This is a genomic window from uncultured Demequina sp. (assembly GCF_913055775.1).
GTDB lineage: Bacteria > Actinomycetota > Actinomycetes > Actinomycetales > Demequinaceae > Demequina.
The window spans coordinates 17429-34256 of record NZ_CAJXJX010000002.1 but is presented as its reverse complement, the minus strand read 5'-3'; the positions used below and the strand labels follow the sequence as shown (position 1 = coordinate 34256).

At 69.0% G+C, this 16828-nt stretch carries 13 protein-coding genes; 3 read left to right on the top strand and 10 right to left on the bottom strand.

Annotated features, from left to right (window positions below):
- Positions 1–82: 82 nt before the first annotated feature.
- On the top strand, positions 83–985 hold the full coding sequence (locus QZ483_RS00385) for an ABC transporter ATP-binding protein (protein WP_297080898.1): 903 nt from the start codon (positions 83–85) through the stop codon (positions 983–985).
- Between the two features lie 2 nt (positions 986–987).
- Complete coding sequence (locus QZ483_RS00380) at positions 988–2160, top strand: ABC transporter permease (protein ID WP_297080949.1); 1173 nt, start codon at positions 988–990, stop codon at positions 2158–2160.
- Here the strand turns inward: QZ483_RS00380 and QZ483_RS00375 are convergent.
- The 6 genes from QZ483_RS00375 to QZ483_RS00350 are packed head-to-tail and all read right to left on the bottom strand — an operon-like array spanning position 2147 to position 9863.
- Positions 2147–3403 (bottom strand): MFS transporter, encoded by a 1257-nt coding sequence (locus QZ483_RS00375; RefSeq protein WP_297080895.1) that lies wholly within the window; start codon positions 3401–3403, stop codon positions 2147–2149. The two genes, QZ483_RS00380 and QZ483_RS00375, sit on opposite strands and share 14 nt — an antisense overlap.
- A complete protein-coding gene (locus QZ483_RS00370) occupies positions 3400–4902 on the bottom strand; it encodes an ATP-binding cassette domain-containing protein (protein ID WP_297080892.1) in 1503 nt (500 codons plus the stop codon). The genes QZ483_RS00375 and QZ483_RS00370 overlap by 4 nt, the downstream gene beginning before the upstream one ends.
- Positions 4899–5657 carry an energy-coupling factor transporter transmembrane protein EcfT gene (locus tag QZ483_RS00365; RefSeq protein ID WP_297080891.1) on the bottom strand — a complete coding sequence of 253 codons (759 nt, stop codon included), beginning with the start codon at positions 5655–5657 and terminating at the stop codon, positions 4899–4901. The genes QZ483_RS00370 and QZ483_RS00365 overlap by 4 nt, the downstream gene beginning before the upstream one ends.
- Complete coding sequence (locus QZ483_RS00360) at positions 5635–6285, bottom strand: MptD family putative ECF transporter S component (protein ID WP_297080889.1); 651 nt, start codon at positions 6283–6285, stop codon at positions 5635–5637. Before QZ483_RS00360 ends, QZ483_RS00365 begins: the two co-directional genes overlap by 23 nt.
- Before the next feature lie 57 nt (positions 6286–6342).
- Positions 6343–8064, bottom strand: a complete 1722-nt coding sequence (locus QZ483_RS00355; protein WP_297080887.1) for an ABC transporter ATP-binding protein — start codon at positions 8062–8064, stop codon at positions 6343–6345.
- Between the two features lie 8 nt (positions 8065–8072).
- A complete protein-coding gene (locus QZ483_RS00350; RefSeq protein WP_297080885.1) occupies positions 8073–9863 on the bottom strand; it encodes an ABC transporter ATP-binding protein in 1791 nt (596 codons plus the stop codon).
- A gap of 93 nt (positions 9864–9956) precedes the next feature.
- Here QZ483_RS00350 and QZ483_RS00345 point away from each other — a divergent pair, with 93 nt between their 5' ends.
- Positions 9957–10652: a TetR/AcrR family transcriptional regulator gene (locus tag QZ483_RS00345; protein WP_297080884.1), complete on the top strand. Its 696-nt coding sequence runs from the start codon at positions 9957–9959 to the stop codon at positions 10650–10652.
- Here QZ483_RS00345 and QZ483_RS00340 read toward each other — a convergent pair.
- The 4 genes from QZ483_RS00340 to pta form a co-directional block, all read right to left on the bottom strand.
- Entirely contained in the window at positions 10649–12541 is a 1893-nt protein-coding gene (locus tag QZ483_RS00340; RefSeq protein ID WP_297080882.1) for an ABC-F family ATP-binding cassette domain-containing protein, read from the bottom strand. The genes QZ483_RS00345 and QZ483_RS00340 overlap by 4 nt on opposite strands.
- Before the next feature lie 34 nt (positions 12542–12575).
- A complete protein-coding gene (locus tag QZ483_RS00335) occupies positions 12576–13340 on the bottom strand; it encodes a hypothetical protein (protein ID WP_297080947.1) in 765 nt (254 codons plus the stop codon).
- Positions 13341–13464: 124 nt separating this feature from the next.
- Positions 13465–14601, bottom strand: a complete 1137-nt coding sequence (locus tag QZ483_RS00330) for an acetate/propionate family kinase (protein ID WP_297080880.1) — start codon at positions 14599–14601, stop codon at positions 13465–13467.
- Positions 14598–16676 carry a phosphate acetyltransferase gene (gene pta, locus QZ483_RS00325; protein ID WP_297080878.1) on the bottom strand — a complete coding sequence of 693 codons (2079 nt, stop codon included), beginning with the start codon at positions 16674–16676 and terminating at the stop codon, positions 14598–14600. The genes QZ483_RS00330 and pta overlap by 4 nt, the downstream gene beginning before the upstream one ends.
- Positions 16677–16828: the final 152 nt, after the last annotated feature.

Genomic DNA, 16828 nt, shown 5'->3' with positions numbered 1-16828 from the left:
CATCCGTCAGCAGGATGGTCCGCCACCTGTTCTATGCATATCGTGGTGCGCGTCCCTACCGCCCCCCGTGCAAGGAGCCTGAGTGACCACCCTCGAGATCGATGGCCTGACCAAGTCCTACGGCACCGTGAAGGCACTGCAGGACGTCTCCTTCGACGTGCCGGGGGGAGAGCTGTTCGGCTTCGTGGGCTCCAACGGAGCGGGCAAGACCACGACCATGCGCATCATCCTGGGAGTGCTGCGAGCCGATGCGGGGGTCGTCCGGTGGAACGGCGCTCCCGTTGATCTGGGGGTGCGCAGGAGCATCGGCTACATGCCCGAGGAGCGCGGGCTCTACCCGCGCATGAAGGTCGGGGAGCAGTTGGTCTACCTCGCGCGCCTTCACGGGTTGAGCGCAGCCGATGCGACGGCCGCGATGGAGCACTGGACCGAGGTGCTGGGGGTCGCCGAGCGCCGCGACGATGCCGTCGAGAAGCTGTCGCTGGGCAACCAGCAGCGGGTGCAGCTGGCATCGGCGCTCGTGCATGGCCCGGACATCCTGGTGCTCGACGAACCGTTCTCCGGTCTCGACCCCGTCGCCGTGGGCGTCATGAGCGACGTCCTGCGCGGGCAAGCCGACAAGGGAGTGCCCGTCATCTTCTCCTCGCACCAGCTCGAGCTGGTGGAGCGCCTGTGCGACCGCGTGGGAATCGTGAAGTCGGGCCGCCTGGTCGCCTCCGGAGCGATCGACGACCTGCGTGCGACGGACACCCTCGCGTGGACGCTCGCCGCGTCCGGCGTGGGGCTGCCTGATGCCCCTCCCGGCGTCTCCGTCGCGCCCGATGGGGACGGACGCTGGCGCGTCGAGGCCGAGTCCGCAGACGCCGCCCAGGCCTTCCTCGCATCGGCCGTCTCCACTGCCACCGTGACGGAGTTCTCGCCTGTCCGCCCCAGCCTGACCGACCTGTTCCGCGACGTGGTCTCCGAGACCGAGGAGGTGGCGTGAGCATGCTGTGGCTGATCGCTCATCGCGAGTTCCGCACGCGCACGTTGTCCAAGGCGAACATCATCTCCAGCGCGATCATGATCGTGCTGATCGTGGGCGCCGCGGTGATCCTCAAGCCCATCCTGTCGAGCGACGATGAGGCGGCCGTGGTCCAGGTGGATCCGGCCACGGCGGAGCTCGTGCCGTATCTCGAAGGCGTGGCCGCCGCGCAGGAGCTCGACTACGTGATCGAGGAGGCGGAGGTGGTCGTGCCGGGCGCCGACGGCGAGATGCCCGAGGGCGTCACGGCCATGATCGCTGGGACTGCGACTGCGCCGGAACTGTACCTCGGCGGCGGGGATGGGACGTTGGTCGGGCTCGTCGACGACGCCACTCGCGCGCTGGCGCTGGAGACCGAGGTGACCGCGCTGGGTGGAGACCCCGCAGCGGTCAGCGGTGCCCTCGACGCGGCGGTGCCGACCGTCGTGATGGTGGGCGACAGCGACGACTTCGACAGCGGCACGTTCTTCGCGGGTCTCGTGGTGATCGTGATGCTGTTCATCATCCTCATCCAGAGTGCCTCGGTGATCATGATGGGCGTGGTCGAGGAGAAGTCCTCGCGCGTGGTCGAGATCCTGCTGGCGACCGTCCGGCCCGCGACGCTGCTGGGCGGCAAGGTGCTGGGCGTGGGGATGTACGCGCTTGTGCAGGCCGCCTCGATGGTGGGCCCGATCATCTTTGCAGCCTGGTATCTGGACCTCTTTGCGACGCTCAACCTCGAGGCGGGCCCGCTGCTGGTGAAGTTCGGCGTGTGGTTCCTGCTGGGCTTCGCCGTGTTCATCGTCTTCTTCGGTGGCCTTGCCGCGCTGGTGTCGCGCCAAGAGGACATCGGGGCGGTGACGACGCCCATGATGCTGCTCATGATGGTGCCGCTGTACCTGGCGATCTACCTGGTGCCGTCCAATCCCGACGGCACGGTGACGCAGGTGCTCACCCAGATCCCGTTCTTCGCGCCGTTCATGGTGCCCATGCGATCGGCGTTCGGTGCCATCACGACCGCGGAGACGCTGCTGGCCGTGACCATCTGCCTCGTGACGATCCCGCTCCTGACGTGGGTCGCGGGCCGCGTCTACGCCGGCGCGGTGCTCAACACTGGAGGGCGCATGAAGCTGGCGGACGCGCTCAAGCGGGGGTGACGGGCGCCGCGAGCGCCCGTGATCGGAACCGCGGATGCACCAGCACGAACAGCGCCACGAGCGCCATCATGGCCGCTCCCGCGATGATCGGTAGCGCTGGCGCGAGCCCATACAGCGCGGTGCCGGCCGTGGGAGCGACCACGAACGTGAGCCCATTGGTCGCGTTGATGAGCCCAGCGAGACCGCCCTGCTCGTCGCGGCGCACCAGCAGCGTCGGCCCTGCGGTGTAGCCGGGCATCGCGATGCCGAGGCCCACGCCGATGACGAGGATCGCGCCGATCAGGGGGACAGCTCCCGCATCGGGAATGAGGATGCCGAACCCAGCGAGGGCGACCACGCTGCCTACCCGCAGAAGCGTGGGTGGGCTCCATCCGCTCCGCGGCACGATCACGGCCTGAGCGACGATCAGTCCGATGCCGGCTGCGAGCAGCGCGCCCCCGCTGACGACGCCGGTCGCCGATGAGCCGAGCCCCAGTCGGTCCTGCACGAGGAAGCCGATCAGCACCTGGATGAAGCCCAACGCGGTGAACATGCCGAAGCCCGCCAGCAGGAACGGCCAGACGCGGCTGTCGAACGGCCGCACCTGTGCCGGCGAGGGAATCAGCGTGTGACGAGGCTCCTTCCGCAGCCGGGCGATGAGCAGTGCCATGCTCGCCGCCAGCAGCACGGGGACCGCGACCAACGGCGCCATGAGCCCCAGTGCCGCGAGCGCGCCGCCCACGATCGCGCCGCCGATCAGGGCCATGCCCTGAACGGCGCCTACGCCGGCCATGCCCTTGACTCGCGCGGCCTCGTCCTCGGTGACATCCGCGATGTACGCCTGCGCGGTGGGCGCGACCGCCGAGATCGCAGCGCCGAACCCGAGCCCTCGCAGGAGCAGGAAGGCGCCGAACAGCGCCGCGCCCGTCACGGCGCCGGTCATGCCGAGCCACGCCACCAGCGCGAACGCTGCCATGACAGTCGTCGCGACGGCGAACGCAGCGACCAGGACCGGCTTGCGTCCGTGTGACTGCGAGCGCCTGCCCCAGTACTGGCTCGTCAGCACGAGCGTCAACGCGGCCGTGCTGATGGTGACGCCTACCTGCCACTCAGCGAGACCGACCTCTCGCGCGAGTGGCGCGATGATCGGATTCAGAGTCATCTGCGCGAGGTAGACGAGGAACACCGCTCCAAGCACGAGCCTGACCTGCGTCTGCGCGGCCTGGGCTCCCGGAGGCGGATCGACGGGCGTGGGGTTGGTCATCGGGTCTCCTTCATGGTCTGGGCATCGGTCGTCGCGGCGCTGGGCGTCGCCTGGAGCTCGCCGGGAGAGACGAGCGTGATTCCGCGGTCGGCGGCCAGCGCCAGCAGGTCGTCATCGTGGCTGATGAGAATGACCACCGCGCCGTCGGCGGCCACCCGTCTGATCTCGTTGGAGATCGACTGGAGGTGTCGACGGTCCACTCCCGAGCTCGGCTCGTCGAAGACGACGATGCGACGCCCCGCGACCCTGGCGGCGGCCACGACCAGGCGCTGCTGCTGGCCGCCCGACAGCGACAGCGGGTGGCGTTGCGCTAGGGCGTCGAGATCGAGCGACGCGAGGACAGCCGACGTGTCGAGGTCGCCTGCGGCATCGGTGCACGCGAGCCTGATCTCCGCCTCCACGCTCTCGGTGAAGAGCTGACGCTGCACGTCCTGCATCACGATCGCCGATGCGCGTTGACGTGCCCCGCGGCTCAATTCGCGACCGTCCAGTCCGACGACACCGGAACTGCGCTGGAGTCCGGTGATGACGCGCGCGAGCGTGGACTTTCCTGCGCCGTTGCGACCCCGGATCGCGGTCACCTCGCCCGCGCGCAGCACCGCGCGAGAGATGTCCAGCACGGTGCGCCCTCCCAGGTGACACCTCACCGCGTCAAGCTCGAGCGCGCCTGCTGGTACCTCACCGGCCGGCACCTCACCGGCGCCCGTGCCCGCCTCGATGCTCGGGCCGGTCGCGGGAGCGCTCGGCAGGTCGGCCGAGCGGACCTCGCCACGCAGGCCTTCTCGGGCCAGGTCCGCGTCGGACACTCCACGAAACTCAGCCGCCGACCAGACGGCGTCGACGGCCCCATCCCGCATGACGATGACGCGGTCGACCAGGCCTTCGAGGTATCGCAGGCGGTGCTCGGCGACGACGATGGTCACCCCTGCCGACTTGAGCTGGCCGAGCGCGCCGATGAGTCGAGCCACGGCGTCGGGCGACAGGTTCGAACTGGGCTCATCCAGCAGCACGACCCTCGGCTCGTGCGCGGTTGCAGAGGCGATGGCGACTTGCTGCTGTTGGCCGCCCGACAGATGGCGCAAGGGCTGGTCCGGCGGCATCCAGGTCGCGAGCCGCGCCACGGTCCGGTCGACCCTGTCCCTGGTGAGCTCACGGGCGAACCCGAGGTTCTCCATCGCGAATGCCGTCTCCTCGCGAACCGAGTCGGTGAAGAACTGCCGCCCGGGATGCTGGAGCACCGTGCCGGTGATGGAACCCAGTGCATCGAGCTCCACGTCGGTCGTGACGACGCCGTCGACCGTCACGGTCCCGGTGAGCACGCCGTCGTCGTGGAAGTGGGGCACGAGGCCGTTGATGAGGCGCAGTGCCGTCGACTTGCCCGAGCCCGACGCTCCGCACAGCGCGACGAGCTCCCCGCGGGCGATGCTCAGGTCGAGTCCGCGCAGGGCAGGGTGGTCGGCATGGGGGTAGGTCCACGTCACTCCGCCGATCTCGATCATGGGATTCCCTCGGCGAGCGGGCTGGGCAGGACCATGCTGATCGCCGCGAGCGCAGCGACGGCTAGCGCCAGAGCAGCGTCGGGCCATCCGAACCGCGGCGGGTCGAGCGTGACGGGCGTCCGGCGGGACCCGAGTCCGCGCAGAATCGTTGACGCCGAGAGATCCTCGCTCGCCCGCAGGCTCGCGGCGATCATCGGGACCGTGAAGCGTTCGATGCTGAGCACGGGATGGCGCACGAAGCCTCGCGCGCCGACGAGCCCGCGAAGCCGCATGGCGTCGAGCACTGCCGCCGAGGTGGATGCGACCACCGGAAAGAAGCGCAGCATCACGGCCAACGTGACCGCGATCGCTCGCGGGATACGCCACGCGCGCAGGCCGGCGCTGAGCCGCGTGGGCGATGTCGTCGCGACGAGGTGCGCCCCCACGCCGAAGGCGGCGACGAACCGGATGAGGTAGCCGCACGCGATGCCGATGGTGGCGGTCAGGCCGTTGGGCCACACCACGGGAAGGATCCACCCCAGCGCGTACATGATCGCCGCCGATGCGAGCAGCACCGCGACCCGCGACCAGGAGGGCTCGGACGCGGCGAGCGCTACGGCCAGCACGATCCCGGCCGGGACGAAGACAAGACCCGACGGGCTCATCACCGCGACGCTGACGACCAGCACCAGCAGGATCCTGGAGCGCGGGTCGAGCCCCCGCCGCGCCACGGCGCCGACGGGAGCCGCGACGTCAGGCGAGGCCAGCGCGGACAAAGTGCTTGCGTAGGACCGCGGTGCCCAACAGGCCCCCCAGGAAGCCGCAGACGATGCACGCGAACCACAGCATCAGGACCACGGGAGCCGACAGCAGTGCGTCCATCTGCTCGACGTAGTCGCTTCCCAATCCGGCGGCTCCCTGTGCCTCGAGGTATGCCTCGCGGTCGAGGAGCAGCGGGATCCAGGGCCCGATCATCCAGGCGGAGAAGATCGTGTAGGCCCAGATGGCGGACCACTTCGACCGGTAGCGGCCCGCGACGATCACGACCTCCGCGAGGAGCGACACCGCCACGATCACGAGCGCGCTCTGCCACGGGTGGCCCCATGCCATGGTCGTGAGCCCGAAGACGACGCCGAACACGGTGACCATGCCCGCATGGCGGACGCGGGTGAGGAACAGCATGTACGGGATGCCGCCCACGACGGGCACGAGGGGGAGCGTCAGCACCATCACGAGTGGACTGATGACGCCGACCATCCCGATCGCGAAGACGACGACGACGTACAGCACGGCGAAGATCGCGATGGTGACGATGTCGCGGGCCGTGAAACTGAACGACAGCGGAGAGCGCTCGGAGGGTGAGGCCGGGGCGCTCGCGGCGGCGGAGGTGGGGGATTCGCTCATGAGGGGACTTTCTGTTCTCGAGAGTGGGTGGGTGCCTCGGACCGGCGAGGCGGGGGATCAGTCCGGTCGGGTGAGCTGCCATCCGGCGGCAGCGACGCGTTCGTTCCAGTAGCGGGCGTAGGTGCCGTTCGCCGCCAGCAGTTCGGTATGAGTGCCGGCCTCGCGGATGCCGCCCGCGCCGTCGAGCATGACGATCTGGTCGGCCGTCATGATTGTCTGCAGGCGGTGCGCGACGACGATCATCGTGCGGCCCTCGCGAGCATGATCGATCGCCTGTCCGATCGCGATCTCGTTGCCGATGTCGAGCGCCGAGGTCGCCTCGTCGAGGAGCACGATGGGTGCATCCTTGAGGAGGGCGCGGGCGATCGACACCCGCTGGCGCTCGCCGCCGGACAGGCTTGAGCCGCCCTCGCCGACCCGGGCATCCCAGCCGCCAGGCAGGCGCTCGGCGATCTCGTCCACGCGCGCCCGCGTAGCGGCCTCGATGACCTGTTCGCGTGTGAGATCCGGGTTGCCCAGCCAGATGTTGTTGAGGATCGTGTCGTCGAAGAGGTAGACGTCCTGGAAGACCGGCGCCACCGCAGCCTCGACGGTTGCCGTGCCGAGCTCCGGCACCGGCACGCCGCCGATCAACACCGCGCCTGCCTCCGGGTCATAGAAGCGGGCAATGAGCTTGGTGATCGTGGTCTTGCCCGAGCCCGACGGGCCGACGATCGCCGTCATCTCGCCGGAGCGCGCTGAGAACGACAGGCTGCTCAGCACCGCGTCGCCGCCGTAGCCGAAGGTGACATCGTCGAAGCGAACACCCCAGTCGGCGGGCTCTCGCGGCGCGGAAGGCTCCGGAAGGTCGGCGACCGCTGCGAGCGCGTCGAGCTGGTCCAGTGTCGTGCGGGCGACGGCGATGCCGCCGCCCAAGTCGCCTGCGTTGATGATCGGTTCGTTGAATCGCACGCCCAGCACCAGCAGTCCGATGAGCGTTGCCACGTCGACGGACCCGCCCACGGCAAGGTACGCACCCACGACGAGCACGACGGTGATCGACAGCTGGACGATGCCCGCAAAGGTCGCGATGCCCACGCCGCCGCTGGCCAGCATCCCTCGGTATGCCTGGTGCTGGCGGTGGAGAGCCTCGTCAACCAGGGTGTCGGCCGCCGATCCCTTGCCCGCGGTCCGGAGCGTGGGCTGGACCCTCGCGAACTCGATGACCCTGCTCGACGCGTCGGCCACCGCCTCGGAGTGGACGGCGTCGGCGCGCGCGACAGCGTTGCTGATCCATCGGTAGCCCAGTACGAGGATCGGCACCATGGCAGTCATCGCGAGTGCCAGCCTCCAGTCGAGAAAGTACATCCCCACCAGCACCGTTGCAGGCGTCACGAAGCCAGTGAGCACAGGCCGCAGCACCGCATAGGGTGCCGAGGAGACGAACATGGCGCCTTGCGTGGCGATGCCCGCCGCCATGCCGGAGCGGTCCTTGGAGAACCACGAGACCGGCAGTTCCACGAGGCGATCGCCCAAACGCTCAAGCAGTGACTCGAGCACCGCGGTGCTCGCGCGCATGCCCACCTGGCTCGCAGTCCACGCGGCGACGACGTAGGCGACCGCGACGACGGCCTCGACCAGCAGCCACGTGCGTGCGCCGCCGAGATCGCCGGAGAACAGGTCCCGCAGCAGCGGGACCAGGAACAGGAACGCCACGCCCTGAAGCACGGCAGCCATGACGATGAAGACGAGCTCGATCATCACCAGCCGACGGGCGTGGTCGGAGCAGTAGCGGAGCATGCGTCGGATCATCCTTCGACCCCTTCCGGCATCGAGCGCGCATGATTGGCCTGGTAGTCGTCCCACATGCGAGCGAAGCGACCGCCCTGCACAACGAGTTCCTCGTGGGTGCCGCGCTCGACTACGCGGCCCTCGTGAAGCACCAGGATCTGATCCGCATTGACGATGGTGTGGAGCCGGTGCGCGATCACCAGGACCGTGCGCTCGTCGGCGAGATTCGACAGCGCCCTCTGGATCGATGCCTCGGAGTCCGGGTCCGCGAACGCCGTCGCCTCGTCGAGGACGAGCACCGGGGCGTCGGCGATGAGCGCTCGCGCGATCGTGACTCGTTGCGCCTCTCCGCCCGACAAGTGCGCGTCCTCACCCACCACGGCGTCGTAGCCGTGCGGGAAGCGGAGGATGCGTTCGTGGATCTGGGCAGCTCGCGCCGCCTCCTCGACCTCGGCATCGGAGGCGCTCGGGCGGCTCAGCCGGATGTTGTCGCGCAGGCTCGCGCGGAGCAGCTGCACGTCCTGGAAGACGAATCCGATGTCGCGGTACAACTCCTTTGAGGCCACATCGCGCACATCCACGTCTCCGATTGCCACGCGGCCTTCGTCGAGGTCGTAGAAGCGGGGCACGAGCTTGGCGAGAGTGGACTTGCCCGAACCCGAGGCGCCCACGAGTGCGATCACGGTGCCCGGTGCGCACATGGCAGAGATCTCGTGCAGCACACGGTGGCCAGCCTCATACCCGAACGACACTCCGTCGAGCTCGATGCCGTGCGAGGACGGGGTCAGCGGAGTCGCAGGCTGGGACACCTCCGGGATCGCGAAGAAGTCCTTGAGAGTCTCCTGCGCCTTCGAGGCATTGCGCAGGAACTGAGCAGAGGCTCCCATCCTCATGAGGGGAGCGGTGAGGCCGAGTCCTAGAATCAGGCCCGGAAGCACGTCGATCGCCGCCGTGCCGGAGTTCACGAGCCATACGCCGACGGCCAGCAGCCACAGCAGTACGATCACCGGCGAGGTGACGACCTCGACGACCGTGAACATCACGGCAGTCTCGCGGGTCCAGTTGTCCACGAATCTGGCGTAGGTCTTCGTCTCGTCGCGATACCTGCGGTGGCTGCGCCCGATCTGCCCAAAGCGCTTGACCACCGCAATGCCATGCACAAACTCGACTGTGGCTCCCGACAGCGCGTGAGCGGCCTCGTCATACAGCTGGTACTTCTCTGCCGTGTCGCGCATCATGAGCCCGTAGAGCACCATGGCGATCACGAGCGGCACGAGCGCTGCAACGGCGAGCTGCCACTGCACCACGAACAAGTACGCGATGCTGACGACCGGTACCGTGACGGCGGTGACGACGTCGTGGATCGAGTGAGCCACCAGCTGGTGCAGCGCACTGACGTCGTTCTCGACCAGCTTGCGGGCGGTTCCTGAGCTGCGGTGATCGAACCAGCCCAGCGGCAGACGCTGCAGGTGACGCACGATCCGGCGCCTGAGGCTGAACTGCAGTTCCGCATCCGCGTAGTGGCTGACCAGGCCGGACCCGAATGCCGCTCCGACGCTCACGAACAGCGCCGCGACGGCGATACCGACGGTGGTCCACACTCGGCTTGTATCGATGGGGTCGCCGTCGAGCGCCGGCAGCAGTGTCCGGGCAAGTTCCACGATCGCGATGAACGGCACCACGCTGGAGATCGCCCCGATGGCGCTGAGCGCGATGATCGTGCCGATGCTCCCGCGGACCGGGGCGAAGAATCCTTCGTCATCGGTTGCCGCCGGAGTGGAGGTGCGGTCGGGGGCGGGGCTGGTCACCGGACGACCCTCCGTTTGCTTGTTGGACTGATAACCATTCCCGCATTGTAGTGTGAACAGTGTTCTAACAGTCAAGGGTGAGAGGGAGAAGCCGTGAGCACACCGACCACATCCGCATCCTTCCACGCAGGCCTGAGCGCGAAAGCTGTGGTGGACGCGGCATGGGAGCTGTCCTGTGAGTCGCACCTGCTCGCGTGGTCGCTGCGCGGTCTCGCCGGCCGCCTGGGAGTCGCGCCGTCGGTCATCTACCATCATGTGGGCGGCAAGGATGAGGTGTGCCGGCGCGTGGTCGAGCGTGTGCTCACGGACATTGACGTCCCCGAGCCCTCGGACGATTGGGAGCAGTGGTTTCGGGATCTGCTGTGGGGCCTCTACCCGCTCGTGACCGGCGTCCCGGGTGTGGCCAAGTGGACACTCATGCACGGGCCCACCGTGCCGTCGATGATCCCGACGCTCGCCCGAGGTCTAGGAGTCCTGAAGCGTGGAGGGTTCGGCGACCGTGTCTCGTTCGCCTATGTTGCGCTGCTCAACACCGCGATGCTCACGATCTCCGTGGGAGACGATCGGCTGCGGCATGAAGGTGATGGCCCGCGCGACCACGCGAGCATGATGGAAGAGTTTGATGCTCTCGTCACCGATGCCGAGGAGCTTCGCGACATGAGGGACACCTTCATGCTGCCCTTCGCGCGCGGCGGTGAGGATGCTGGGCGCATGCGCGAGCAGGCCTACCGCGCGATGATCGACGTGACCATCGCCGGGCTCGCGTCGCAGCTGCCCGCGTCCGGCTAGCCCAGCTGTTCGCTGAGTTCGAGCCAGCGCTCCTCGAGCTGCGCGGTCTCATCCTCGAGGTCGCGCGTCTGCTTGGTGAGCGCTGCGAGCCCGGCGAAGTCGGTCTGGTCGTGCATCAGCATCTCGTGATGCAGTCCCTCGGTGAGTTCCTGGACCTTCGCCATCCGCCGCTCGACCGACTGCAGTTCCTTCTCGAGCGCCCGCCGCTCCGCCCCGCTGAAAGTTTGAACCAATCCCGGCCCTGACACTCCGGCGCCAGGCTCTGATCCGGGGGTCGACCCCGGCGTGTCGCCCGCGGATTGGTTCAAACTGTCGGACGGGAGGGCCGATACGGCGCTTGCCTGGGTGCCGAACGTCCCGACGCCGCCAGTGGCGGCGCGACGGTCACGCGACAGCTTCACGTACTCGTCGACGCCGCCGGGCAGGTGGCGGATGCCGCCGTCCAGCACTGCGTACTGCTGATCCGTCACCCGCTCCATGAGGTAGCGGTCGTGGCTCACGACCACCAGCGTTCCCGGCCACGAGTCCAGGAGGTCCTCCATCGCGGCGAGGATGTCGGTGTCGAGGTCGTTGGTGGGCTCGTCCAGGACCAGCACGTTGGGCTCGCTGAGGAGCACGAGCAGCAGCTGGAGCCGCCGGCGCTGGCCGCCGGAGAGCCTGCCGACCTGGGTCTTGAGCTGGGCGCTCGTGAAGCCCAGGCGCTCGAGCAGCTGGGTGGGCGTCAGCTCCTGGCCGTCGGCGAGCTCGATCGAGCGGAAGCGCTTGACCACGCCCGAGACGCGCTCGCCGACGTGCTCGTCGAGCTCGGCGAGCTGCTGCGACAGCGTCGCGACGCGCACCGTCATGCCGGTCTTCACCCGGCCGCTGGTGGGCTCCTGATCGCCCGTGATGAGGCGCAGCAGCGTCGACTTGCCGGCGCCGTTCTCTCCGAGGAGGCCGATGCGGTCGCCGGGGCCGATGTTCCAGCTCACGTCGGTGAGGGTGTCGGCCGGAGCGCCGGGGTAACGGACCGAGCAGCGGATGAGCTCCACGACGTCCTTGCCCAGGCGCGCGGTGGCCATGCGGGTGAGCTGGATCTGGTCGCGGACGGGCGGCACGTCCGCGATCAGCGCGTTGGCGGCGTCGATCCGGAATTTGGGCTTCGAGGTGCGCGCGGGGGCACCGCGCTGGAGCCACGCGAGCTCCTTGCGCATGAGGTTTTGGCGCTTGGCCTCGGTGGCCGCGGCGATGCGGTCGCGCTCGACGCGTTGCAGCACATACGCGGCGTAGCCGCCCTCGTACTGCTCGACACCACCGTTCACCACCTCCCAGGTGCGCTCGGTGACCGCGTCGAGGAACCAGCGATCGTGAGTGACGACCGCGAGGGCTCCGCGGCCGCGCGCCCAGCGGCGCTTGAGGTGATCGGCCAGCCACGCGACGCCCTCGACGTCCAGGTGGTTGGTGGGCTCGTCGAGGAAGACGGCGTCGTGGTCCTCGACCAGGACGTGCGCGAGGGCGACCCGTCGCTGCTGGCCGCCCGAGAGCGAGCCGACCACCGCATCGGCCGCCAGGTCCGGCACCAGGCCGGACATGACGTCGCGGATGCGCGGGTCCGAGGCCCACTCGTGATCGTCGGCCGTGCCGACGATGGCCTCACGCACGGTGAGCGAGCCGTCGACGTGATCGGACTGGTCGAGGACGCCGATGCGCGTGCCCCGCGCCACGGTGACCTGGCCACCGTGCGGCTCGAGACGGCCGGCGAGCACCTTCAGAAGCGATGACTTCCCCGCGCCGTTGGCACCGACGATGCCGATGCGGTCGCCGTCATCGAGGCCCACCGTCACCTCATCGAGGACGGTGCCGGTGCCGAAGTCGAGGTGCAGCGCCTGCGCGCCGAGGAGATGAGCCACCCGTCAAGGGTAGACGCGCGCCAGGGCGCCGCGTTCAGGACTGCGTGTGCTCGCGGACGTCGACGCGGCCATCGACGCACGGCTCCCACTCAGCCGGTGCGCGCACGACGACCATGGGCCACAGCGGGCTCACCGACATGACGCGGCCGGCAGAGTCCGCCTTGAGGTGCGCGATCTCGTCGAAGACGTCCTCGAGGAGACCGGCGAGGTGCCGGTGCGCGTCGATCGGGTCGTCGCCCAGAGCGGACACGTCGATGGTGTACGTGGAGAAGCCGTTCGCGCGGAGCAGGTCCTCGCGGTCGTACGCGTCGTCCGCGCTCTCGTCCGCAGGGGCGTAGATGAACGGAATCACCGCGCCGTGCGTCGCGGGGTTGAGGAGCGACGCCGAGTGGTCGTCGTACGTGTCGACGGAGACGAACTGCGCCTCCGTGATGACCGTGGCGGCGACGGTGTAGGGGTCATCCTTCGCCGCGGCGATGGCCGCCGCGAGCGGGGATGCGTCCCCGGTGTGGACCACGCGCACGGCCTCGGGTCCGTACATGTCCCCGGGCACGAGGTCCGACATCGGCGTGAAGCCGTGGTCACCCTCGTCGCACATGCCCGCGGTGACGTAGATCGCGCGCAGGCGCCGCTTGTGCGCCGCGCGATCCAGGTGGAGCAGCGCCAGCGAGTGCAGTCGCCCCACGCTCCATTCGCAGCGGGTCGCGGGGCATTCCAGCCCGTCTCGCCAGCGCCTGTCCATCGCCGCGAGGAACTGCTCGGAGGGCTCGCGGCTGGCGTGCGCAGTCCACGTGGTCACGTCGATCAAGGGGGGCTGTCCTCGGGGGATTTCGCGGGGGTTTGTGCTGGATCAGCACCCACGATACGCGCCGCTTTCTCAGACCTTGGAACGCATAGGTGTGACGTTTCTCACACCCCTCGACTCATGTGACGGAGGCCACCGACTGCAGCGCGATCTCGCGCTCCTCGTTGGTGGGAACCACCCAGACCTGGACCTTCGATTCGTCCGCGCTGATGAGGGTCGCCTGCTTCTTGCGGCCGGCGTTGCGTCCGGGGTCGATCACGATGCCGAGCGCCTCGAGGCCCCGCAGCGACTCCAGGCGGACGACGTCGTCGTTCTCTCCCACGCCCGCGGTGAAGGCGATCGCGTCGAGCGATCCCATCTGCGCGAAGTACGCGCCCACGTAGCCCCGAATGCGGCGGCAGTACACCGCGAGCCCCACTGCGGCGTCGTGCGCGCCCTGGTCTGCGGCCGCGTGCACGTCCCGCATGTCCGAGTAACCGGTGAGGCCGATCATCCCGGACTGCCGGTTCAGCAGCGCATCGACCTCATCGATCGACATGCCGGCCGTGCGGGCCAGATGAAGCGTGACGGCGGGGTCGATGTCGCCCGAACGCGTGCCCATCACCAGACCCTCGAGAGGGGTGAGTCCCATCGAGGTGTCGACCGAATGGCCGCCCTGCACCGCGCAGGCGGAGGCGCCGTTGCCCAGGTGCAGCACGATCATCGACATGTCCGCCGGGTCGCGACCCATGAGTCGCGCAGTCTCGCGCGAGACGTAGCTGTGGGAGGTGCCGTGGAAGCCGTAGCGGCGCACGCCGTACTCGGCCGCGACCCTGCGGTCGATCGCGTACGTGTACGCGGCCTCGGGAAGCGTCGCGTGGAAGGCGGTGTCGAAGACGGCCACGTGGGGCAGGTGAGGGAACGCCTCGCGAGCGGCGGTGATCCCCGCGAGGTTCGGGGGGTTGTGCAGCGGCGCGAGCGTCGACAGCAGCGCGATCTGCCTCTCGACCTCGTCATCGATGATCGCCGGGGCGGAGAACTCCGCGCCTCCCTGGACCACGCGGTGGCCCACCACGTCGAGACGGTCGAGGTCGACTCCCGATTCCGGCGCGGAGAGCGACGCGATGATCTCGCGGATGGCGTCGCCGTGGTGGGTGACGCGCTCGATGAGGCCGACCGCGAGGGGTTCGTCCTGAGCGGTGTCGACCACCTGGTACTTCACCGAGCTGGAACCGCAGTTGAGGACCAGTGCCAGGCCCACGTCGTTGACGCTCACGCGTTCTCCTTGTCTGAGTCGATCGACTGCGCCTGGATGGCGGTAATGGCGACGGTGTTCACGATGTCCTGGACCAGAGCGCCGCGCGAGAGGTCGTTCACGGGCTTGCGCAGGCCCTGCAGGACCGGGCCGACCGCGACGGCTCCCGCCGAGCGCTGCACGGCCTTGTAGGTGTTGTTTCCCGTGTTGAGGTCCGGGAAGACCAGCACGGTCGCGCGCCCGGCGACGGGCGAGTCGGGCGCCTTCTTGGCGGCGACTGAGGGCTCGACCGCGGCGTCGTACTGCATGGGCCCGTCCACCACCAGGTCAGGGCGGCGCTCGCGGACGATCCGCGTGGCCTCGCGGACCTTGTCGACGTCGTCTCCCGATCCGGACTCGCCAGTCGAGTACGACAGCATCGCGACGCGCGGCTCGATGTCGAACTGACGCGCGGTCTCGGCCGAGGAGATCGCGATGTCCGCGAGCTGCTCGGCGGTGGGATCGGGGTTGACGGCGCAGTCGCCGTACACGAGCACGCGGTCGGACAGGCACATGAGGAAGACCGAGGAGACGATGCCGACTCCCGGCGTGGTCTTGATGATCTGGAACGACGGGATGATCGTGTGAGCCGTGGTGTGCGCCGCGCCGGACACCATGCCGTCCGCGAGCCCCTCCTGCACCATCATCGTCCCGAAGAAGCTGACGTCCTGGACGCGGTCATGCGCGGCGTCGAGGGTCGCGCCCTTGTGCTTCCTCAGCTCGTAGTAGTGCTGGGCGAAGCGCTCGACGTGCTCGGGGTCGCTGGGGCTGATGATCTGGGCGGCGTCGATCTCGAGACCCAGCTCCGCAGCCCTCGCGCGGATCGCCTGTTCATCACCCAGGATGGTCAGGTCCACCACCTGCCGCGTGAGGAGGCTCGATGCGGCGCGCAGGATGCGATCGTCGTTGCCCTCGGGCAGGACGATGCGCTTCTTGTCCTGGCGGGCACGGTCGAGCAGGCCGTACTCGAACATCAGCGGGGTGACGACGTCGGTCTTGGCGACGTCGAGCAGGGCGGTGAGCGCCTCGGTGTCCACGTGGCGCTCGAACATCGACAGCGCGAGGTCCACCTTGAGCTGTGACTCTCGGGACAGGCGTCCGCGCGTGCTCCAGGAGCGGCGAGCGGTCTGATAGGTGCCGAGCTCCGTGTGGATGATGGGCAGGGTGGGGCTCAGACCCTCGACCAGCCGCCGGACAGGCTCGGGCGCCGCGAAGCCGCCGTTGAGGATGATCCCCGCGAGGGACGGGAATCCCTCGGCGGCGTGCGCGGAGAGCAAGGTCAGCAGTGCGTCGGTCCGGTCGCCCGGGGTGATCACGACGGCGCCCTCGACCAGGTGCTCCAGCAGGTGCTCCGGGTTCATCGCGCCCACGAGGACGTCTCTCACCTCGCGCGACAGCAGCGCCTCGTCGCCCGCGAGCACCGTGCCGTCGACCGCCTCCACGAGCGCGGACAGCAGCGGCGCGACCAGCACGGGGTCCTCGGGCAGCGCGCCCATCCCGATGCCGCTCGGCATCGCTTCGCGAATCTGGTCGACCTGCGCGGCATCGCAGCGGTTGGCGAACACCGCCGCCACGCGGGCGTGATGCTCCTCGAGCTCGGCGCACGCCTGCTCGATGACGCGGGAGATCTCCCGAGGCGTGCGATCGCGTCCGTGCACCACGAGGGCGACCGGCGCGCCCAGGTTCGCGGCGATCCGCGCGTTGAACTCGAACTCGGCTGCGCCGGAGATGTCGGTGTAGTCCGTGCCCACGATGACGACCGCATCGCACTGGCGCTCCACGTCGTGGTAACGCTGCACGATCGTGGTGAGCGCGCGGTCGGGGTCGCGGAAGACGTCCTCGTATGTGACGCCGACGGCCTCCTCATAGGTGAGGTCGACGGACTCGTGGCCGAGCAGGAGGTTCAGCACGTAGTCCGAGCCGTCCGCGACTCGCGCGACGGGGCGGAACACCCCCACCCGGCCCACAGTTCTGGCCAGCAGGGCCATGACGCCCAGTGCCACCGTCGACTTGCCGCTGTCGCCCTCTGCGGACGCGATGTAGATGCTCTGTGCCACGCGACCATCCTTCCACGCAGCGCGAAGTCGTGCCTGCGACGGAAGTCCTGCCGGCTCCGGCGCGATTCCTGTGCTTGCATGCAGATGTGAGGCGTACCACTGTTCGTTCCCCCAGGTCAGCGGGCTGTCCTAGACTCGACCCGCTCCCTGCA